This is a genomic window from Sphingomonas canaveralia, assembly GCF_047238125.1.
Classification (GTDB): Bacteria; Pseudomonadota; Alphaproteobacteria; order Sphingomonadales; family Sphingomonadaceae; genus JBDFMH01.
Window position 1 is genome coordinate 436,489 of the sequence record NZ_JBDFMH010000001.1, and the last position, 19,860, is coordinate 456,348.

The 19,860-nt window shown below is 68.6% G+C and carries 14 protein-coding genes; 8 read left to right on the top strand and 6 right to left on the bottom strand.

Annotated elements, in window-relative coordinates:
- Positions 1 to 60: 60 nt before the first annotated feature.
- From ABC347_RS02140 to ABC347_RS02150, 3 genes are read right to left on the bottom strand one after another with little or no spacing between them, the layout of a single operon-like run.
- Positions 61 to 1,044, bottom strand: a complete 984-nt coding sequence (locus ABC347_RS02140; RefSeq protein ID WP_413244141.1) for a DUF2891 domain-containing protein — start codon at positions 1,042 to 1,044, stop codon at positions 61 to 63.
- A complete protein-coding gene (locus ABC347_RS02145) occupies positions 1,041 to 4,610 on the bottom strand; it encodes a hydantoinase B/oxoprolinase family protein (RefSeq protein WP_413244142.1) in 3,570 nt (1,189 codons plus the stop codon). Before ABC347_RS02145 ends, ABC347_RS02140 begins: the two co-directional genes overlap by 4 nt.
- A complete protein-coding gene (locus tag ABC347_RS02150) occupies positions 4,607 to 6,115 on the bottom strand; it encodes a helicase HerA domain-containing protein (protein ID WP_413244143.1) in 1,509 nt (502 codons plus the stop codon). Before ABC347_RS02150 ends, ABC347_RS02145 begins: the two co-directional genes overlap by 4 nt.
- A 120-nt stretch (positions 6,116 to 6,235) precedes the next feature.
- Between ABC347_RS02150 and ABC347_RS02155 the strand changes: the two genes are divergently transcribed.
- Positions 6,236 to 6,934, top strand: a complete 699-nt coding sequence (locus tag ABC347_RS02155; protein ID WP_413244144.1) for a glutamine amidotransferase — start codon at positions 6,236 to 6,238, stop codon at positions 6,932 to 6,934.
- A gap of 55 nt (positions 6,935 to 6,989) precedes the next feature.
- On the opposite strand, the gene ABC347_RS02160 is transcribed toward ABC347_RS02155, so the two are convergent.
- Together ABC347_RS02160 and ABC347_RS02165 are read right to left on the bottom strand one after the other, a co-directional pair.
- Positions 6,990 to 7,280: a hypothetical protein gene (locus ABC347_RS02160; protein ID WP_413244145.1), complete on the bottom strand. Its 291-nt coding sequence runs from the start codon at positions 7,278 to 7,280 to the stop codon at positions 6,990 to 6,992.
- A 96-nt stretch (positions 7,281 to 7,376) separates the two neighbouring features.
- Positions 7,377 to 8,357 (bottom strand): 2-hydroxyacid dehydrogenase, encoded by a 981-nt coding sequence (locus ABC347_RS02165; RefSeq protein ID WP_413246982.1) that lies wholly within the window; start codon positions 8,355 to 8,357, stop codon positions 7,377 to 7,379.
- A gap of 111 nt (positions 8,358 to 8,468) precedes the next feature.
- Between ABC347_RS02165 and ABC347_RS02170 the strand changes: the two genes are divergently transcribed.
- Positions 8,469 to 8,957, top strand: coding sequence for an SH3 domain-containing protein (locus ABC347_RS02170; protein ID WP_413244146.1), 489 nt, complete (start codon positions 8,469 to 8,471; stop codon positions 8,955 to 8,957).
- 83 nt (positions 8,958 to 9,040) lie between these two features.
- Here the strand turns inward: ABC347_RS02170 and ABC347_RS02175 are convergent, their stop codons facing one another.
- Positions 9,041 to 12,367 carry an outer membrane beta-barrel protein gene (locus tag ABC347_RS02175; protein WP_413244147.1) on the bottom strand — a complete coding sequence of 1,109 codons (3,327 nt, stop codon included), beginning with the start codon at positions 12,365 to 12,367 and terminating at the stop codon, positions 9,041 to 9,043.
- A gap of 314 nt (positions 12,368 to 12,681) precedes the next feature.
- On the opposite strand from ABC347_RS02175, the gene ABC347_RS02180 reads away from it, so the two are divergent.
- From ABC347_RS02180 to gspF, 6 genes are all read left to right on the top strand, one after another.
- Positions 12,682 to 13,065, top strand: a complete 384-nt coding sequence (locus tag ABC347_RS02180; RefSeq protein ID WP_413244148.1) for a tetratricopeptide repeat protein — start codon at positions 12,682 to 12,684, stop codon at positions 13,063 to 13,065.
- A gap of 42 nt (positions 13,066 to 13,107) precedes the next feature.
- Entirely contained in the window at positions 13,108 to 13,878 is a 771-nt protein-coding gene (locus ABC347_RS02185; protein WP_413244149.1) for a prepilin peptidase, read from the top strand.
- A 96-nt stretch (positions 13,879 to 13,974) separates the two neighbouring features.
- Complete coding sequence (locus ABC347_RS02190) at positions 13,975 to 14,790, top strand: type II secretion system protein N (RefSeq protein WP_413244150.1); 816 nt, start codon at positions 13,975 to 13,977, stop codon at positions 14,788 to 14,790.
- A gap of 44 nt (positions 14,791 to 14,834) precedes the next feature.
- Positions 14,835 to 17,012, top strand: a complete 2,178-nt coding sequence (gene gspD / locus ABC347_RS02195; protein WP_413246983.1) for a type II secretion system secretin GspD — start codon at positions 14,835 to 14,837, stop codon at positions 17,010 to 17,012.
- Positions 17,009 to 18,613, top strand: a complete 1,605-nt coding sequence (gene gspE / locus ABC347_RS02200) for a type II secretion system ATPase GspE (protein ID WP_413244151.1) — start codon at positions 17,009 to 17,011, stop codon at positions 18,611 to 18,613. The genes gspD and gspE overlap by 4 nt, the downstream gene beginning before the upstream one ends.
- Before the next feature lie 23 nt (positions 18,614 to 18,636).
- Positions 18,637 to 19,860, top strand: coding sequence for a type II secretion system inner membrane protein GspF (gene gspF, locus ABC347_RS02205; protein WP_413246984.1), 1,224 nt, complete (start codon positions 18,637 to 18,639; stop codon positions 19,858 to 19,860).

The window sequence follows — 19,860 nt, forward strand, 5'->3', positions numbered from 1 at the left end:
CAGCCGCCAGTCGTGCGATGACATGCCGACGCCTCCTGATGGGAGCGCTGCGTTACGAAATCATCTCCCCAGCAGCGCCAGCAGCGCGAAGCTCGCCAGCCAGTGGGTGCCGGCATAATGTTCGTCGATGTGCGACAGGCTCGCTGCGAGATGGGCATCCGCGATCCGGGTGATCCGATCGCTGCGGTCATCGCCCGCGGGCAGCGCGGCGGCGATCGCGCGCCAGCACCAGGCTCGGCTCAGGTTCAGGCCGTCGAGATGGGCGATGCGGTAATCACTGCGGTCGCTCACGATCAGCGGGGCCATCAGGACGGCCGGCTCGCCGCGGTCGAACGCAGGCAGGTAGCGCGCGAACCAGTCGACGAACCCTTCCGGATCGACCCGCGCCATCAGCACCGCCTCGCACAAGGCGGCCGACAGAAAATCCTCGCCGCTCGGCTCCCATAGCTGCAACACCTGATCGCCGCCGAACCGGTCGCGCGCCCAGTCCGCGATCAGCGCCGCCAAGCTATCATCGTGCCGCGTTGCCCAGTCGTGCGCCAGCACCAGCGCGAAAGCGGTGTTGGCATGGATTCCGGCGCGGACCGGATATGTCAGCCGCGGCAGATAATCTGCAAGGCGTGCAGCGAAGGCGCGCGCCAGCGGCTCCAGCATCTTAGCGTGCGGGGCGGGCAGGGCGGCGTGCAGCGCCAGCAGCCAGCCCCAGCCATAGGGCCGCTCGAAGGTGGCGGCGGTCGGCCGATCGAGAAAGGCGCGCTCGCCTTCCACCTTGTCGGCCGTGAACTGCGCGTCGAACAATGCCGCGATCGATGCGGTCTCTTCCAAATCGGGGAAGCGCGCGGCGATCACCGCCAGCAGCCAGTGGCTGTGCACGCAGCTGTGCCAGTCGAAGCTGCCATGGAAGATCGGGTGCAGCGCGGCCGGCGTGCGGCAATCGGCGTCGCCGGTCAGCACCTGATCCAGCTTGTAGGGATAGGGGAGGGTGACATGGCCGAGCGCGATCCGAGCTAGCCGGCCGGCGATTTCGCGCGTGAGCCCGGTCATGCTTCCCCCTTCCCATAACCGCCGCCGCCGGGCGTTGCGATTTCGAACAAGTCGCCCGCCTCCATCGCTACCGTGGCGGCGGCAGGCAGATCCTCGATGCGGCCGTCGCGGCGTTCCACTCTGTTGCGCCCCGGCGCGCCGTTGCCCCCGCCGGCCAGCCCGAACGGGGGCACGGCGCGGCGGTTCGAGAGGATCGCTGCCGTCATCGCCGCGCGAAAGCGGATCCGCCGGATCGCGCCGTCCCCGCCCGGCTGCGCGCCGCGCCCGCCCGATCCCGGCCGGATCGCGAAGCTTTCCACCAGCACCGGGAAGCGCGTCTCCAGGATTTCGGGATCGGTCAGCCGGCTGTTGGTCATGTGCGTCTGCACCGCGGCGGTGCCGGGATGATCGCGGCCGGCGCCCGATCCGCCGCAGATCGTCTCATAATATTGGCGGGTCTCGTCGCCGAAGGTGAAGTTGTTCATCGTCCCCTGCGCGGCCGCCATCGCGCCGAACGCGCCGAACAGCGCGTCGGTCACCACCTGGCTGGTCTCGACATTGCCGGCGACGACCGCCGCCGGATAGCGCGGGTTCAGCATCGATCCCTCGGGCACCACGATCTCGAACGGCTCCAGGCAACCGTCGTTCATCGGGATCGGTTCGTCCACCAGAGTGCGGACCACATACAGCAAAGCCGCACGCACGATCGATCGCGGCGCATTGAAATTGTCGTCGCGCTGCGCGCTGGTGCCCGTGAAATCCACCCGCGCCGTCCGCGCCGCGCGATCGACGTCGATCGTCACGGCAACCTCGGCGCCATTGTCCATCGCATAGGCGAAGCGCCCACCGTCGATCCGCGCCAGCAGTGCGCGCACCGTCTCCGCCGCGTTCGCCTGGACATGGCCCATGTAGGCGCAGACCGTCTCCAGCCCATGCTCCGCGCACGTCCGCCGCAATTCCTCCGCCCCGCGCGCGCAGGCCGCGATTTGGGCGCGGATGTCGCCAATATTCTGGTCCGGCCCGCGCGCCGGCCAGCGCCCACCGGCCAGCAGCGCGCGCAACTCGGCCTCCAGGAAACGACCTTCGTCGACGAGTAGAACATCGTCTAGCAGCACGCCTTCCTCGGCGATGCTGCGGCTGTCCGACGGCATCGAACCGGGCGTGGTTCCGCCGATATCGGCCTGGTGCCCGCGCGCCGCGACGTAGAAGCGGGGCGCAGCATCCGTCGGGTCGGCGAAGACCGGCATGATCACCGTCACGTCGGGCAGGTGGGTGCCGCCATGATAGGGGTCGTTCAGCGCATAGACGTCGCCCCGCCGCATGCCGCGCCCGTCCGCCCCGCCGAGCCGGTTTGCCATGACGGCGCGGATGCTTTCGCCCATCGATCCCAGATGCACCGGCATGTGCGGCGCATTGGCGACGAGATTGCCGGCCGCATCGAATAACGCACAGGAAAAGTCGAGCCGTTCCTTGATGTTCACCGAATAGGCGGTTTGCTGCAGCGCGACCCCCATCTGCTCGGCGATCGCCATGAACAGGTTGTTGAACAACTCCAGCAGCACCGGATCGACGTCGGTGCCCGCGGCCCTGCGGGCTTCGCGCGGCGCCATGCGTTCGATGATCAGGTTGGCCGTTGTGTCCACGGTCGCGCGCCAGCCGGGGGCGATGAAGGTGGTGCCCGATCCGTCCACGATCAGCGCGGGTCCGTCGATCGCCTGGCCCGCAGGTAGCGCATCGCGATCGAACAGCGGCATCGCGCCGCCGGCGTTGGGCACTGCGGGGGTGTTGGCGGCCGGGGCGAAGCGCGCGCCCGCAGCCAGCGTCGGGCCGATCGCCTCCGCCTCGGCCGCATCGGCGATGATCGAAGTGCCCTCCGCTGCGAAACCGAAGCGGGCGCGGTGCAGATCGGTGAACCGCGCGGCCAATGTGCCGCAGGGCTCGGCGGCCAGCGTCAGCGTGCTGTCCGCACCGGCATAGCGCAGCCGCAGCCGGCGTTCGGTGGCATCGACACTGCTGCCCTGATCGGCAAGCGCTCGCGCCGCCTCCTGCGCCAGCCGGCCGAGTGCCGCGTCGATCGCGGGATCGTCGGCGGGCAGCGCCACCGTCGCCTCGCGCACGACGCGTTGCCGCGCCAGCCCCATCCCGAATGCCGAAAGCACGCCGGCCAGCGGATGGATCATGATCCGGTCCATCGCCAGCGCATCGGCCACGGCACAGGCATGCTGCCCGCCCGCGCCGCCGAAGCTGACCAGCGTGTACCGCGTCACGTCGTGCCCGCGCGCCACCGAAATCGTCTTGATGGCATTGGCCATTGCCGCGACCGCGATCGTCAGGAATCCGTCCGCCAGTTCCTCGGCCGTGCGCCGCAACCCGGTCGCGGCTTCCACCTCGTCCGCCAGCGCCGCGAAACGCTGTTCCACGATGTCGCGATCGATCGGCAGATCGCCGTTCGGGCCAAACAGCGCGGGGAACCGATCGCCCCGGATCCGCCCCAGCAGCAGGTTGCAGTCGGTGATCGTCAGCGGACCGCCGCGGCGGTAGCAGGCCGGCCCCGGGTCTGCGCCCGCCGATTCCGGGCCCACGCGCAGCCGCGCGCCATCGAACCGGCAGATCGATCCACCGCCCGCCGCCACGGTATGGATCTGCAGCATCGGCGCGCGCACGCGCAGGCCTGCGACGATCGCCTCGCCGGTCCGCTCGAAGCTGCCGGCATGGTGCGACACGTCGGTCGATGTGCCGCCCATGTCGAACCCGATTAGACGGTCCAGCCCGGCGGCATTGGCGGTCGCCGCCATGCCCACGATGCCGCCGGCCGGGCCTGACAGGATCGCATCCTTGCCGCGGAACGCGCCGGCATCGGCCAGCCCGCCGTTCGATTGCATGAACAGCAGCCGGGTCTGCGTGCCCAGCCCGCGCGTCACCTGATCGACATAGCGGCGCAGCACCGGCGAAAGATACGCGTCGACCACAGTCGTCTCGCCGCGCCCGATCAGCTTCACCAGCGCCGCCGCCTCGTGGCTCACCGAGATCTGCGGAAAGCCGATCTCGCACGCGATCTCGGCCAGCCGCCGTTCGTGGGCCTGATGGCGATAGCCGTGCATCAGCACGATCGCGACGGCGCGCAGACCGCTGTCGAACGCGCCGGCCAACGCCGCCCGCGCCGCCTGCTCGTCGAGCGGCACCAGCGTCTCGCCCTCGGCCGTCACGCGCTCGTCGATTTCGATGACGGCGGCATAGGCCTGTTCGGGCAGCACGATGTGGCGTGCGAACAGGTCGGGCCGCGCCTGGTAGCCGATCCGCAGCGCATCGCCGAACCCGCGCGTGATCGCCAGCAAGGTCGGCTCGCCGCGATGTTCGAGCAGCGCGTTGGTGGCGACGGTCGTGCCCATCTTGACCGTATCGACATTGTCCAGCGTATCACCGTCCGCGACCAGCAGCCGTTCGATGCCGGCCACCGCGGCATCGGCATAGCGATCGGGGTCGTGGCTCAGCAGCTTGGCGGTGCGGATCGCGCCGCCGGGCGTCAGCGCGACGATATCGGTGAAGGTGCCGCCGCGATCGATCCAGAACTGCCAGCCGTTGCTCATCCGAACAAAGTCGGTGCCGGATCGCGGGTCGGCTCCGGCGCGGCATCGGGTGCTTCCGGCCCGGTCGCCCAGCCCAGCCGGGGCAGGCCGATCGATCGCCGGCCCTTCAGGTCGGTGCGCGGCACGAAGATGCCCTGCGCCTCCATATAGCCCAGCAGCCGGCGTGCCCGGCCGATTGAATGGGTGCCATAGACGCGGGCGACATCGGCATCGCTCGGGCAAGGCGCTTGGTCCCGTGCGGCGCGGGCGATCAGCAGGAACACGCCCAACATGTCGTCCGGCAGCTCTGATCCGATCGCCAGCGCAGTCGCCCAGTCGTCCTCGCCGCCATCGGCCGCGAACAGCCCGGCGCGTGCCATTGCCAGCCGGCGAGTGAAGCCGGGCAGGTCCAGCGGGGCGGGGGACAGCCCCTTCATCCGGCAACGCACGCCGAAATCCTGAAACAGCACCGCCGCGGTGCGATGGCTCGATTCGGCATCGGCCACCATGTCCGCCAGCACCGCCTGCACGATCGGCTCGGCATCGACCGGTTCGGGCGCGGATGCGGGCGCGGCGGCCATCGGCGTCAGATCGGGCCGTGCGATCCGGCGCATCAGTTCGTCCGCGCTCGGCGGGGCGGGGCGGGGCGGTGGCGGCGGGGGCGCAGGCTCGCTCGCGCCGTCGAACAGCAGCGCCTGCGCGGCTTCCCCGTCCACGCGCGGCAGCGGCGCCAGCTTGGGCGTGCCGCCCGTGCCAGATGTCTCGACCGCGCCGATCCGAATCGCGCGCGGCCGGCGGCAGAGCGCGGGGCCTAGCGCCAGGAAATGCCCGCGCTCAAGATCGCGGATCTGCTCGGCCTGGCGGCGCTCCATGCCCAGCAGATCGGCCGCGCGCGCCATGTCGATATCCAGGAAGGTGCGACCCATCAGGAAGTTCGAGGCCTCGGCCGCCACATTCTTGGCGAGCTTGGCCAGCCGCTGGGTCGCGATCACGCCCGCCAGCCCGCGCTTGCGGCCGCGGCACATCAGGTTGGTCATCGCACCGAGCGATCCCTTGCGTGCGTCCTCGCTCACCTCGCCGGCCACGGCGGGGGCGAACAGCTGCGCCTCGTCCACCACCACCAGCACCGGGAACCAGTGATCGCGCGGCGCATCGAACAGCGCGCCCAGAAAGGCGGCGGCGCATTTCATCTGCCCATCGATATCCAGCCCTTCCAGGCTCAGCACCACCGATACGCGGTGCGCGCGGATCCGCGCCGCCAGCCGCGCCACTTCGGCCTCGCTATGGTCCGCCGCCTGGATCGAAACATGGCCGAAGCGATCGGCCAGCGTCACGAAATCGCCTTCGGGATCGATGATCACCTGCTGCACCCATTCGGCGCTGCCCTCGATCAGCCGGCGCAACAGGTGTGACTTGCCCGAGCCCGAATTGCCCTGCACCAGCAGCCGGGTCGCCAGCAGCTCTTCCAGGTCCAGCATCGCGGGCGCGCCGGACCCATCCGTCCCCATGTCGATTCCGATGGTCACGCCTGCCTCCTGCCTGATCGATGCGGGCAGGGGCAAGCCGCCAGCGGCAGGCCGCGCTATCCTATCCACAAGAATGTCTGGGGGTGCGGCGCGCCGGCCGCGCATCCTAGACAGGCGGCCATGAAGACCGCGCTCATCATTCGCCACACGCCCTATGAGGGGATCGCCGGGTTTCGCCTGCCGGTGGAACAGGCCGGCTATGTCATTGATCGCATCGACGTTGCGGATTGCGCGTTCAGCCGCACCGATTTTCTGTCACCCGATCTGCTGGTGATGATGGGCGGCCCGATGGGCGTGTATGAACGCGATGCCTATCCCTGGATCGATTGCGAGATCGCGCGCCTGCGCGATCGGCTGGCGGCTGGGCGGCCGACGCTCGGCGTCTGCCTCGGTGCGCAGATGATCGCGCAGGCGCTGGGGGCCGATGTCCATGCCGGTCCGGTCAAGGAAGTCGGCTTCCATCCCGTTACGCTGAACGCGGCCGGCGCGGCCTCGCCCGTGCGGCATCTGGATGGCGTGCCGGTGCTGCACTGGCACGGCGATACCTTCCCGTTGCCGGCCGATGTCGAGCTGCTGGCCTCCACCGATGCCTATCCGCACCAGGCATTCCGCCGCGAGAACTGGCTGCTCGCGCTGCAATGCCATCCGGAAATGGGGCAGGATCCGCGCTTCGAGGCTTGGCTGGACGGGGCGGACGATTATCTGGCGGAAGCCGGCACGAACGCCGCTTCGCTGCGGGCGGCGCACGATGCGCATGGCGCTTCGGCGGTCGCGGCGGGGCGGGCAGTGATCACGGAATGGCTGGCCGGCCTGCCCTGAATATGAAAACGCCCGACCTTTCGGCCGGGCGCTTCGTCACGATCTTTATGATCGATCAGCGGCGATAGACGCGGTATCCACGCTTGTTCAGGTAATAGCGCCGGCCGCGGTTATCGCGATAATATTTGCGGTTCTTGCTGAGCGCGGTCACGGCCGCACCGCCGGCCGCGCCGATCAGCGCGCCGTCACCAGTCGAAAGACCCGGGATGATCGCGCCGGCGACTGCGCCGCCGCCCGCACCGATCGCGGTGCCCTTCAGGATCTGGCCGGCGCTCTGCGCAGTGGCGGGCGCTGCAAAGCCCAGCGAGGCGGCAAACAGCCCGGCGATGATGGTACCCTTTTTCATGTCATATCCTTCCATGTCCGAAACGCAGGCTGAAAACGGCCGCCAAACCGGCTGGTTCCTTTATCCCGCGTTCATGTGCGGCAGGTCGGACAGGGATCAGGCCCAGCCTTCCAGCACCTGATCGGGCGGCCGATGCCCGTCGATCCAGGCACGGATATTGGCGATCACCTTTTCGCCGGTGGCATCGCGCCCCTCGATCGTGGCCGATCCCATGTGCGGCAGCAGCACCACATTGTCGCTGGCCAGCAGTCGCGAATCGATCGCCGGCTCATGTGCGAACACGTCGAGTCCCGCGCCCGCTATCCTCCCCGACTCGAGCGCATCGACAAGCGCCGCCTCGTCCACGATTTCGCCGCGCGCGATGTTGATCAGATAGGAGTCGGGCCGCAGCAGGCCGATCCGCCGCGCGTCGATCAGATTATGCGTCTCGGGCGTGTGCGGGCAGTTGATCGATACGATGTCGACCGCACCCAGCATCGCATCCAGCTGGGGATAGTAAGTCGCCCCCAGCTCCTGCTCGACGACGGCCGGCAGCCGGTGGCGGTTGTGATAGTGGATCGCCAGCCCGAACGCGCGTGCGCGCCTTGCGATCGCCTGGCCGATCCGGCCCATGCCGACGATGCCGAGCGCCTTGCCGCCGATCCGGTGGCCCAGCATGTGACACGGGCTCCAGCCCTTCCAGTCGCCGGATCGCACCAGCTTCTCGCCTTCGGCCAGGCGGCGCGGCACCGAGAGGATCAGCGCCATCCCCATGTCGGCAGTATCCTCGGTCAGTACGCCGGGCGTGTTGGTCACGATGATGCCGCGCGCGCGCGCTGCCTTCAGGTCGATATGATCGACGCCGTTGCCGAAATTCGCGATCAGCTTCAGCTGCGGACCCGCTGCCGCGATCAGATCGGCGTCTAGTTCGTCGGTTATGGTCGGCACGATCACGTCGGCCCGCGCCAGCGCATCCGCCAGGCGGGTGCGATCGAAATCGGCGTCCTCGTGATTGGTCTCGACCGTGAACAGCTCGGCCATCCGCCGTTCCACCGCGTCGGTCAGCCGGCGGGTGACGATGACGAGGGGGGACGGCATGGTCATGCGGCGGGCTTGGCCCCTGCCGGCGGGTCGCGTCAAGCGCGATCCCGTGCTTGCCGCCGGGCCGCCGCCGCGCCTAATCAGGCGAGTGATAGTAGGGAGCATCGAATGACGGGCAGGCGGGGCAGGGCGGCGGCAATCGGCATCGCGGCCATGCTAGGAACAGCGGCGATCGCGCAGACGCCGCGGCCGGTGCCCTACTGGGCGTCGCTCGCAGCCGGCGATGCCCTGCTGCGTACCGGGCCGGGTCGCGAATATCCCGCCACCTGGCGCTATCGCCGGCCCGAACTGCCGCTGAAGGTCGTCGCGGTCCACACCAGTTGGCGCAAGGTGCGCGAGCCTGACGGTACCGAGGGCTGGATGGCGGCTGTGCTGCTGACCGACCAGCGCACCGCGATCGTGACCGGGGCCGAGCCCGCCGCGCTGCGCACGTCTCCTGATGCGTCGGGTCGGATCCTGTGGCGTGCCGAGCCGGGCGTCACGGGCAAGATCGCCAAATGCGCGGGCGGCTGGTGCGAGCTCGATGTGCGCGGGCGCACCGGTTTCGTCGAGATTGCTCGCCTGTGGGGCGTGGATCCCGGCGAGACGGTCGAATAGCGCTCGCCACATCCCATCTGAAACGGAAAACCCCGCCGCTCGATGAGAGCGACGGGGTTTCCTTTGCCGGCCTTCCGATCGGATCAGAAGGTGAAGCGCGCACCCACGCTGATCGCATAGAGCGACTGGCGCGGATAGATCGTGTCGGTCGGCGTCGCGTTGGGCGCCGAGTAGCGATATTGCGCGCAGGCTTGCGAGGTGTTCGCGGTCGACTGCGCCGTGGTCGGGGTGGTGCCGGTCGCGACCGGGGTCGTCAGACACTGCACGCGGACGGCGGGGATCGTGTACGGGAAGTTATACTCCCGGATCTGGCCCCACTTCTTGTTCAACAGGTTGGTGAAGTTTTCGATATTGGCGAACAGCGTGATCCGCGAGTCGCCAAGCCCGGTCGGGATTTCCTGGGCAACGCGCAGGTCGATCCGGGTGAACCACTTCGAGTTGAACGCATTGCGCGGCGCGATGCTGCCCCGATACTTCTGAAGCCCGGTCGAATTGATCAGGTTCTCGAAATAGGTCTGGGTGGCGGCCGAGTCGTAGCTGACCAGCGCATCCGTGCCCGAGGTCGGCACATAGAGCAGGTAGCGCGAGTTGTTGCCGATCGTGCCGAACACGCCGCTGCGCGCGTTCGAGATGTCCTGCATCGTGAAGCTGTACGGCCGGCCGATGCGGGTCTCGCCGAACAGGGCGAAGGTCGTCTTGTAATCGCCGAAGAAGGCGTGGTCGAACGTGACGTTATACTTGATGTTGTGCTTCACCTCGTCGTTCGAGATGCCGTAGGCCGCACCGTTTGCATCAAGGAAGCCGCCATTGCCATAGTTGGACGATGCGGTCGACGAGGTCGCCGGGGCCTGATCCTTGATGTCCTGCCAGGTGTAGCTGGCACCCACCGACAGGCCGAAGTCGAACGACTTGTCGACCCGCGCGACCGCGATGTAGCTGCGGCCAAGCTTGGTGTTGGTCAGGAACAGGTCCGAATTGGTGTCGGCAAAAGTCGTTACCGACTCATACCGCACGCGGCCGTCCGGCGTCCGCAGCGCGGTCGGGCGGACACGCAGATCGGTGAAGAACACCTGGTTGCGCACGGCCGAGTAGAGGAAGTCGGCTCCGAACGTCCAGCCGCCACCCAGGAAGTTCTCGAACTCGGGCGTCCAGTCGACCGATCCGGTGGCGCGCCACTGCGACGGCAGCTTGAAGTTCGGATCGAGCGCGTTGGTCGGCGCCGTCGCCGACGATGCGACGTTCGACAGCACGGCGTTGGCTGCCGGATCGATGCTCGTGCCGTCGACGCCGTTCAGCACCGCATCGCCCTGCGCGGCAGTCGCGCCGGTGATCGTGCCGTTGTTGTTGCGGCGGATGTCGATCGAGTTCGACAGGAAGCCGGTGTTCGAGAAGCTGTTGGACACATACACGTCCGGCGAGCCACCCGAGAAGATGCCCACGCCGCCGCGCAGCGAGATGTCGCTGGTCGGCTTGAAATCGACGCCGATACGCGGCTGGAACACGCCGCGGCCCGAGATATAGGCCGTGTTCGGGAAGCCGTAGCGGGTCGTGAAGTTCTGGTTCAGCGCCGGACGGCTATGGCCGCCATACATGTCGTAACGCGCGCCATAGGCCAGCGTCAGCATGTCGTTGATCCGCCACGTATCCTGGATGCCGAACGCGTAGGACTGATAGCGGAAGCGCGCCGCCGCATCGTCCGGGTTCAGCGAGGGCACCGCGTTCTGGTAACGCAGGCGCTGCGCGTTGCCGGCCTGGAAGTCGGCGATCGAGTCGAAATAATAGTCGCCGGCGCTGCGCTGCAGGAACAAGTTGAAGATCTTCGTGTCCTGCACGTCCGCGAACACGCGGAGATCGTGGTCGTCGCGGGTCAGGCGCGCCTGCACCAGGCCGCCATAGGTGCGGCTGGTCAGCGAGTTGGACTGGCGCGAGATATCCGGACCGAACGAGACGGTCGCAAAGCCCGGCTGGCAGGCCGTCGATGCACCGGTCCCGGCCGAACCCGGAGCGGCGCGATCGGAGGTCGGCGCGGTGCAGACCTGGAACTGCGCGAAGCCACGACCCAGGATCGGATCCTGGCCGCGTTTGTAATCCTTGTAGAAGCCACGGACTTCGGTCGAGAATTCATCGCTCCAGTCCGAGTTCAGCTGGACGACGCCGGCATGCAGCCGGTTCGACGAGGTGTAACCGTTCGATTCGAGGCCGAGGCCGGGGCTGCCGGTCGCGAACGTGTTCTGGCCGAGCTTGATCGAGTCCTTGGTGTACAGATAGGTGATCGACGCGCGCTGCGTTTCGGACAGGTTGGCGTCGACGCGCGCCACCAGTCGGTCGTCGCGATCGTCCGAGTTGTTCAGGACGCCGCCGGTGTCATAGCCATAGTTGGACTGGGCGATCGCGCTGATCTGATCGACCTGCGCCTGGGTAAGGGTCGGGATCGCGGTACCGGCATTGTTGTCCACCGGGCCTTCGGCGATCGGGGTGCCGGCGCGCAGCCGCTCGCCCGCCACCATGAAGAACAGCTTGTCCGGGATGATCGGGCCCGCAATCTCGATGCCGTAATTCTCGATCTTGAAGTTCGGCAGCGTCACGCGGCCGGTCGGCACGCCCGGACCCGCCTTGGTGCGCTTGCCGGTCAGTTCGTCGGCCGAATAGGAATAGAAGCCGGTGCCGTGGAACTCGTTGGTGCCCGACTTCAGGATGGCGTTGATCGCGCCGCCCTGGAAATTGCCTTCGCGCACGTCATAAGGCGCGACCTTCGTCTGGAACTGGCCGATCGCGTCGAGCGGCACCGGCGAGCGGCGGGTGGGCAGGCCATCCGGGTTCAGGCCGAAATTGTCGGTGACGGGCACGCCATCGACCGAGAAGCGGTTGAAACGGGCGTTCTGGCCGGCGAACGAGACGGCGCGGCCGCCCGAGGGCGTATCGTCGAGGCGGGCGAACGGATCGCGGCGCATCAGGTCGCGCACGTCGCGGTTGATCGTCGCGACATTGGCGATGTCGGCTGCAGTCAGCACGGTTGCCGGGCCCTGGCTCACGGTCCGCGCGCTGGGCAGCGAGCTGGCGGTCACGACGATTTCCTCGCCGCCCGCAGCCGCGAGCTCGACCGTGACGTCATAGGGTTGCGCGATGACGGTGAAGATGTCGGTCACGCTCGCATTCGGATAGCCGCTGGCGACGGCCTCGACCGTGAACGGGCCGCCGATGCGCAAGCCGGACGCCTGGAAGCTGCCGGCGGCATCGGTTACCACGGTCGAACGGGTGCCCGAAGGGACGTGCGTCACGGTCACCGTGGCGTTGGCGACAGGCGCGCCATCCGCGGTCACCGAGCCGCGAATGCTCGACGTCGTTTCCTGCGCATAGGCGGCGGACGTGGCGAGCGCGACCATGGCGCAGCCGATGAACAACTTCCTCATTATCAGGACCCCTTTTTGGTAATCACCACGGCCCCTGGCCGGCGGTGGGCAACCCCATGACGATACGGACGGACGAACCGGTTACAGCGATGTTACAGATTCATGGCAGCCCCTTACGGCGCTGCAACATGCCGCCTGATAGGCCCGAATCCGCGCGCAACCAAGCTTTGCCAGCCGAATCGGCTTGGCAATTTTGCGGTGCAGCATGGCCCGTCTGTAGGGGATAAAGTCGCAGAAAACTTGGCTCTTGCGCGCACGTCATGAAAGTGAAACAAACATCGCTATCGTAGGTCGGTTTGCTCGGGAGAGGGGCAATGAAGTTTCTTCGTGCAGCTGTTGCAGCAGGAACACTATCGCTGGGAACAATCGCGATCGCGGCCCCAGTCGAGGTCGCCGCCGATCTGCCGGTCGGTGCGCTCGGCGTGCACGCCATCGATCAGCAGGATTGGGCGACGGCCGAGCAGCGGTTGCGCAGCGCTCCGTCGCAGGTCCGGTCGGATCCGGCCGTGCTGATCAACCTGGGCGAGGTCTATTATCGCACCGGCCGGCTGGAACGGGCGCGGGACGCATGGTCGCGCGCGCTGGCGGCACCGCGCCACCATCTCGTCACGCTCCGCAACGGTCGCGTGGTTTCCACCGATGTTCTCGCGCGCACGGCATTGGCGCGGTTCCAGATGGCGAGCGTCGTCGTCAAATAAGCGGTTGCACGCCGTTGCTGCCCGCGCGATTCGCGGGCGGCGATGCTGCCCGACCTGATCGAACTTCCGCGCCCGATCGCGAGCCTGCTGGGCGGCGGCGCGGGCCTGATCGCCGGCAGCTTCCTGGCGACCGTCGCGATCCGCTGGCCGGCCGGTCGATCCGCGCTGGCCGGCCGATCTGCCTGCGACGGTTGTGGCCGTTCCCTTCGCCCGCTCGAGTTGATCCCGCTGCTCTCCTGGCTGCGTGCGCGCGGCAAGTGCCGCACCTGCCACAGCCTGATCGACTCCCGCCATCCGATCGCCGAGCTGATCGCTGCCATGATCGGCGCGGTCGCGCTGGCCGTGGCACCGGGCTGGGTCGGCATCGCCGGCGCGCTGTTCGGCTGGGTGCTGCTGCTGCTGGCCATGCTCGATCGCGATCATTTCTGGCTGCCTGATCGGCTGACCCTACCCTTGGCGGCAGGCGGCCTTGCCGTATCGCTGGCTGGGGTCGGCCCTAATCCCCGCGACAGCCTGATCGGTGGCGTCGCCGGCTTTGCCGCGCTCTGGCTGATCGCGACGCTCTACAGGCTAGTGCGGCGTCGCCGCGGCCTGGGCGGCGGTGATCCCAAGCTGATGGCGGCGATCGGTACCTGGACCGGTTGGGCGCTGCTGCCGGCGGCGCTGCTGGCCGCGAGCCTGCTTGGCCTCGCGATCGTGGCAGGGCTTGCGCTGGCCGGGCGACGGGTCAGCGCCCGCACGCGATTGCCGTTCGGCGCGCTGCTCGCCCCCGCAGGATTTCTGGGCTGGATCCTGATGGCGCGCGGCGGCTGACGCCGATCTGAAACAATTACATCCCTTTCCTGCAATCCCACTGTCATATAGCCTCACTAGCCGGTGCCGCGGGGGTGGTGGACCTTTATGCGTTTGATGTTGGACCCGCGTGCTGCGCGGTTGTTGCGAAGCTTGCCGCGGACCAGCCCCTACGGACTTGTCGAGCTGCTGCTGTTGCTGGCGCTCGCCTGGCAGCTGGCCCGGCTGGTCTGGGTGGTGCTGACCCCGGTCGGCCCGCTCGGTGATTGGCGCCCCGCCGCGGCTGCGCTGCCAAGTGCCCCGGCCAACATCGCCGCCACGTTCGATCCCTTCTTCCGCTTGAGCGGTACCGGGCCCGGCCCGGTGGTGGTGACCGAGCTTAACCTGAAGCTCTTCGGCACCCGCGCCGATCAGGCCACGGGGCGCGGCTCCGCGATCATCGGCCTGCCCGACGGCAGCCAGCAGAGCTTCGCGGTCGGCGATCAGATCCTGCCCGGCGTCACGCTCACCGCGGTGTCGTTCGACGGCATTACGATCGCGCGCGGCGGGGCGGCCGAACAGCTGTTCCTTGATCAGTCGACCCCGGCCCAGACCGTGAGCGCCGTGCCCACCGGCAGTGCCGCCGCAATCGCGCCGCCCGTGCCGCAGGGCCAGGCCACCGCCGCCGCGCTCGTCGCCGGCACGCAACTGTCGCCGCGGATCGCGGATGGCGCGGTCACCGGTGTCACGCTGCAGCCGACCGGCGATGGCGCGGCGTTCCGCGCGGCCGGGCTGCAGCCGGGCGACGTGCTGGTGTCGGTCAACGGCCAGCCGATCCGCGATGCCGCCGATGCCCAGCGCTTCGGCCAGATCATCCAGCAGGATGGCGGCGCGGGGATCGAGGTGGAACGGGGCGGCGCCCGCGTCGCGCTGCGCGTGCAGGTGGCGAAGTGAGGCGCGCACTGCTCGGGGCCGCCGCGCTCGCGCTGGTGCTGGCCATGCCGGGTTCGGCGCAGCAGGTACTGAACCTGCGCGATGCCGATATCCGCGCCTTCATTCAGGATGCCAGCCGCGTCACCGGCCGCACTTTCGTCATCGATCCGCGCGTGCAGGGCAAGGTCTCGGTGGTGACGGACCGGCCGCTCAGCCGCACCGAATATTTCGAGGTCTTCCTCTCCACGCTGCGCGCCAACGGGCTGGTTGCGGTGCCCGCGGGCGGCGGCGCGTTCCGCATCCAGCCGGCCGAAGGGGCCGCCGCGCGTGGCCAGGTGGCGCAGGGCAGCAACGCCTTCGCCACCGAAGTCATCCGCCTGTCGACGATCGATGCCACCTCGGCGGTGGAAACGGTGCGCCCGCTGGTCAGCCAGGGCGGATCGGTCACCGCCAATCGCGCGGGCAATGCCGTCGTTGTCGCCGACTATGCGGACAATATCCGCCGCATCCGCGATCTGCTGAACCGGATCGATCGCGATACTTCGGCCACGCGCGTCGTGCCGCTGCGCAATGCCGGCGCGCGCGATCTCGCCCAGTCGCTCCAGCAGCTCGTCGGCGCGGGGGCCGCCGGCGGCCAGCCGGGCGGGCCCGCGCCGGTCTCGGTCGTCGCGATCGACAGTTCGAACGCGATCGCGCTGCGCGGCGATCCCACCACCGTCGCCCGGCTCGTCCAGATCGCCGAGGATCTCGATCGCCGCGCCGCTTCCGGCACCGAGATCCGCGTGATCTTCCTCCAGCATGCCGACGCCGAGAAACTGGTGCCGGTGCTGCAGACGCTGGTCGGCCAAGCCGTCGCCAACACCCCCTCCGCCGGGGCGAATGCGGGCGCGGCGGGCGGCGCCACTCCGGCGGCTGCGAGCGTGCCGGCGGTGGGGCCGCAAGCCGGACGCGGCCAGCCCGTCGTCGCGCGCTATGAAGGCGCCAACGCGGTCATCATCTCGGCCCCGTCCGATCTGCAGCGCACGCTTGGCGAAGTCGTCCGCCAGCTCGATTCGCGCCGCGAACAGGTGCTGGTCGAAGCGATCATAGTCGAGATATCGGATACCGCCGCCAAGCAACTCGGCGTGCAGTTCCTGCTCGGCGGCAACGGTATCCCGTTCGCCGCCACTAACTATTCCAACTCCGCGCCGAACATCCTGACGATCGCGGGCGCGATCGGCGCGCGCGAGCTCAATACCTCGACCACGACCGTCAACGGCAACACGACCACCACCACCACCAACAGCGGCGTCAGCGACACGCTGGCCCAGGCGGCGGTCAACTCGATCCTGTCGGCGGCGGGCGGCTTCGCAGGCTTTGCGGACGTGTCGGGGGACAATATCTTCGGCGCGATCATCAACGCGGTGAAGCAGGACAACAAGTCCAACATCCTCTCCACCCCATCGATCATGACGCTGGACAATCAGGAAGCGAAGATCCTGGTCGGCCAGGAGATCCCGATCACCACCGGCCAGGCGCTCAGCGACAATTTCGACAACGCCTTTCGCACCGTGCAGCGCCAGAATGTGGGCATCCAGCTGGAAGTGAAACCGCAGATCGGGGCGGGCGGATCGATCAAGCTGTTCCTGCGCCAGGAAGTCTCGTCGATCGCGGGGCCGGTGTCGGGCGATTTCAACGATCTGATCCTGAACAAGCGCGAGATCGAGACCACCGTCACCGTCGACGATGGCGAGATCGTGGCGCTGGGTGGCCTGCTCGACGATAATGAGCGCCGCACGATCGAGAAGATCCCTCTGCTGGGTGATTTGCCCGCGATCGGCGCGCTGTTCCGGTCGAAGGCGCGCAGCCGCACCAAGACCAATCTGATGGTGTTCATCCGCCCGACCATCCTGAAGACCGCCGCCGACAGCCGCGCGGTGGCCGAGCGCCGCTACGGCTATGCCCGCGAGCAGCAGCTGATCCAGAAGCCGAACGTGGAACCCAGTCTGGACGAGCTGGTGCGCGACTATATGGGGGCCACGCCGCCGCTGCCCGCGGTGCCGCTGCCGGGCAGCAACCCGCCTGCGCTGGCGCCGCCCGCCACGGTCGCACCCGCGCAGATCATCACGCCGCAGGTCGCCCCGATCGAGACCGTGCCGCAGGCGCCCGTGATCCAGCCCGAGGTGATCCGGCCCACGGTGCGCTCGTCCACCTCGGTGATCCAGACCGTGCCGGTGCCGCCCGAAAAGAAGCGCCGGCGATGAAGATCGCGCGGGGAGAACAGCCTTCCCGTTATCCCGGCGAAAACCGGGATCCAGAGCCGCAGGCGCTGGCGCCCGTGGTTCTGGATCCTGACGTCCGTCAGGATGACGGTGTCGTCCGCATCCGCCCTCCCGCCTTCATCCCCTATGCCTTCGCGCGCCGCTTCGGCGTGGTCGTGCTGGACGAAGCCGATGGTGCGCTCACGCTCGGCCTGCGCGAGGGCGAGAGTGCCAAGCCGCTGATCGAGGTCCGCCGCCATCTCGATCGCCCGTTCGCGGTGGAACGCGTGCCCGCCGAACAGTTCGATCGCGTGCTGTCCGAACGCTATGCGGTCGATGGCGATGCCGCCGCCGCCGCGGCAGGCTCGCTGGGGCTGGGCGACGATCTCTCGCTGCTGGCGAGCGACCTGCCGACCGCCGACGATCTGCTCAATTCGGCGGACGATGCGCCTGCCATCCGCCTGATCAACGGCATCATCGCCGATGCCACCCGCCAGGGCGTCTCCGACATCCATATCGAGCCCTACGAGACCGGGCTCGTCGTGCGGATGCGGATCGATGGGGTGCTGCGCGAGACGTTGCGGATGCCGCCGCATGTGGCCCCCGTCGTCGTCAGCCGCATCAAGGTGATGGCACGGCTCGACATCGCCGAGCGCCGGCTGCCGCAGGACGGCCGCATCGGGCTAACGCTGGCCGGCAAGCTGATCGACGTCCGCGTCTCCACGCTGCCCAGTCGCGCGGGCGAGCGCGTCGTGCTGCGCATCCTGGACAAGGAGAATGCCGGCATCACCATGGATGCGCTCGGCATGCCGCCCGCGATCCTGTCGACCGTCCAGGGCGCGATGCGCGAGCCCAACGGCATCATCCTCGTCACCGGTCCGACCGGTTCGGGCAAGACGACCACGCTCTACGCAGGCCTTCGCCTGCTGAACGATGGCAGCCGCAATATCCTGACGGTCGAGGATCCGGTCGAATATGCGGTCGAAGGCGTCGGCCAGACCCAGGTGAACTCGAAGGTCGGTCTCGATTTCGCGACCGGGCTGCGCGCCATCCTGCGCCAGGATCCCGATGTCGTGATGGTCGGCGAAATCCGCGATCGCGAGACGGCCGAGATCGCCGTGCAGGCCTCGCTCACCGGCCATCTCGTGCTGTCCACCGTCCATACCAACGATGCCGCCGGCGCGATCACGCGGATGCGCGACATGAAGGTGGAGCCGTTCCTGCTTGCCTCCACGCTGCGCGCGGTGATCGCACAGCGGCTGGTGCGCCGACTTTGCCCCGAATGCCGCGTCGCGGTGCCCGCGCCGCCCGCAATGGCCGCGCTGCTTGGGATCGCGCCCGGTGATCCGGTGCACGAGGCGCGCGGCTGCCCCGCCTGTGGCAACAGCGGGTACAAGGGCCGGATCGGCGTCTACGAGGCGATCCGCATCGACGACACCATCCGCCGCCTGATCAATGCCGGTGCGGACGAAGGCGATATCGCCGCGCACGGCTTCCGCAGTTCCGCTGATCTCGCCCACGCCGCGCGCGCGCTGGTGCAGGATGGGGTGACGACGCCCGAGGAAGCCGTCCGCATCATGCGCCGGGATGCGGTCGATGCGTGAGCGCGCCCGCCGAGGGGCAGCCGATGCCCGCCTTTGACTATCTCGTCCTCGATACCGGTGGGCGCGAGAAGCGCGGCCAGGTGCAGGCGGACAGCCCGGCCGATGCGCGCGCGCGGCTGGAACGGCAGAAATTCTATGTTGTCCGCGTCGAGCCGGGCAGCGCCGCCGCGCCGCCGCCCGCCTTGCTGTCGCGCCGGATCGGTCTGCGCCGCAAGCTGTCGTCGAAGCAGCTGACATTGTTCACCCGCCAGCTCGCCACGCTGGCGCAGGTCACGCCGCTGGAAGAAGCGCTGCGCACCATCTCGCGCCAGTCCGAACAGGAAGTCGCGCGGACGGTGCTCGGCGCGGTCCATGCCGGCGTGCTCGAAGGGCGGCGCCTGTCCGATGCAATGAACCGCCAGGCCGCCAGCTTCCCGCCGCTCTACCGCGCGATGATCGCGGCGGGCGAGGGGGCGGGCACGCTGCCCGCGATCCTAGAACGGCTGGCGCTGCTGCTCGAACGCCAGGCGCAGGTTCGCGCCAAGGTGCTGACCGCGATGGCCTATCCGGTGGTGCTGGCGGTGGTCGCGATCGGGGTGGTGTTCGCGCTGATGCTGTTCGTGGTGCCGCAGGTCGTCGAACAGTTCGACAGCGTCGGCCAGCAGCTGCCGCTGCTCACGCGTATGGTGATCGGTACGTCCGAATTCCTGCAGGGCTGGTGGTGGGCGCTGCTGATCGCGTTCGCGGGCGGCGGGCTGCTGTTCTGGCGGGCGCTGAAGGATCCGGCGGTGCGGCTGGCCGTCGATCGGCGGATGCTGCGGCTGCCGCTGCTCGGTCGGCTGATCCGCGATCTCCATGCTGCGCGGCTGTCGCGCACGCTGGCCACGATGGTGCAGAGCCGGCTGCCGCTGCTCGAGGGCCTGTCGCTCACCACGCGCACGGTCCACAACCGCGCGCTGCGCGCCGCATCCGAAGAGATAGTCGAGGCGATCCGCGGCGGCGGCAGCCTGTCCGCCGCGCTCAAGCGCGCGGGCGTGTTCCCGCCGCTGCTGGTCTACATGGCCGCCAGCGGTGAGGCGGCGGGCCGGCTCGATATCATGCTCGAACGCGCCGCCGACTATCTGGAACGCGAGTTCGACGGCTTCACCGCCACCGCGCTGTCGCTGCTGGAACCCGCGATCATCGTGGTGATGGGCGGGGTGGTGGCGCTGATCGTGCTGTCGATCCTGCTGCCGATCCTCCAACTCAACACGCTTGCCGCAGGATGA

Coding starts and splice junctions, on each gene's coding strand:
- ABC347_RS02140 (WP_413244141.1), bottom strand. CDS start 1,044: ATGACCGGGCTCACGCGCGAAATCGCCGGCCGGCTAGCTCGGATCGCG.
- ABC347_RS02145 (WP_413244142.1), bottom strand. CDS start 4,610: ATGAGCAACGGCTGGCAGTTCTGGATCGATCGCGGCGGCACCTTCACC.
- ABC347_RS02155 (WP_413244144.1), top strand. CDS start 6,236: ATGAAGACCGCGCTCATCATTCGCCACACGCCCTATGAGGGGATCGCC.
- ABC347_RS02160 (WP_413244145.1), bottom strand. CDS start 7,280: ATGAAAAAGGGTACCATCATCGCCGGGCTGTTTGCCGCCTCGCTGGGC.
- ABC347_RS02165 (WP_413246982.1), bottom strand. CDS start 8,357: ATGCCGTCCCCCCTCGTCATCGTCACCCGCCGGCTGACCGACGCGGTG.
- ABC347_RS02170 (WP_413244146.1), top strand. CDS start 8,469: ATGACGGGCAGGCGGGGCAGGGCGGCGGCAATCGGCATCGCGGCCATG.
- ABC347_RS02175 (WP_413244147.1), bottom strand. CDS start 12,367: ATGAGGAAGTTGTTCATCGGCTGCGCCATGGTCGCGCTCGCCACGTCC.
- ABC347_RS02180 (WP_413244148.1), top strand. CDS start 12,682: ATGAAGTTTCTTCGTGCAGCTGTTGCAGCAGGAACACTATCGCTGGGA.
- ABC347_RS02185 (WP_413244149.1), top strand. CDS start 13,108: ATGCTGCCCGACCTGATCGAACTTCCGCGCCCGATCGCGAGCCTGCTG.
- ABC347_RS02190 (WP_413244150.1), top strand. CDS start 13,975: ATGTTGGACCCGCGTGCTGCGCGGTTGTTGCGAAGCTTGCCGCGGACC.
- gspD (WP_413246983.1), top strand. CDS start 14,835: ATGCCGGGTTCGGCGCAGCAGGTACTGAACCTGCGCGATGCCGATATC.
- gspE (WP_413244151.1), top strand. CDS start 17,009: ATGAAGATCGCGCGGGGAGAACAGCCTTCCCGTTATCCCGGCGAAAAC.
- gspF (WP_413246984.1), top strand. CDS start 18,637: ATGCCCGCCTTTGACTATCTCGTCCTCGATACCGGTGGGCGCGAGAAG.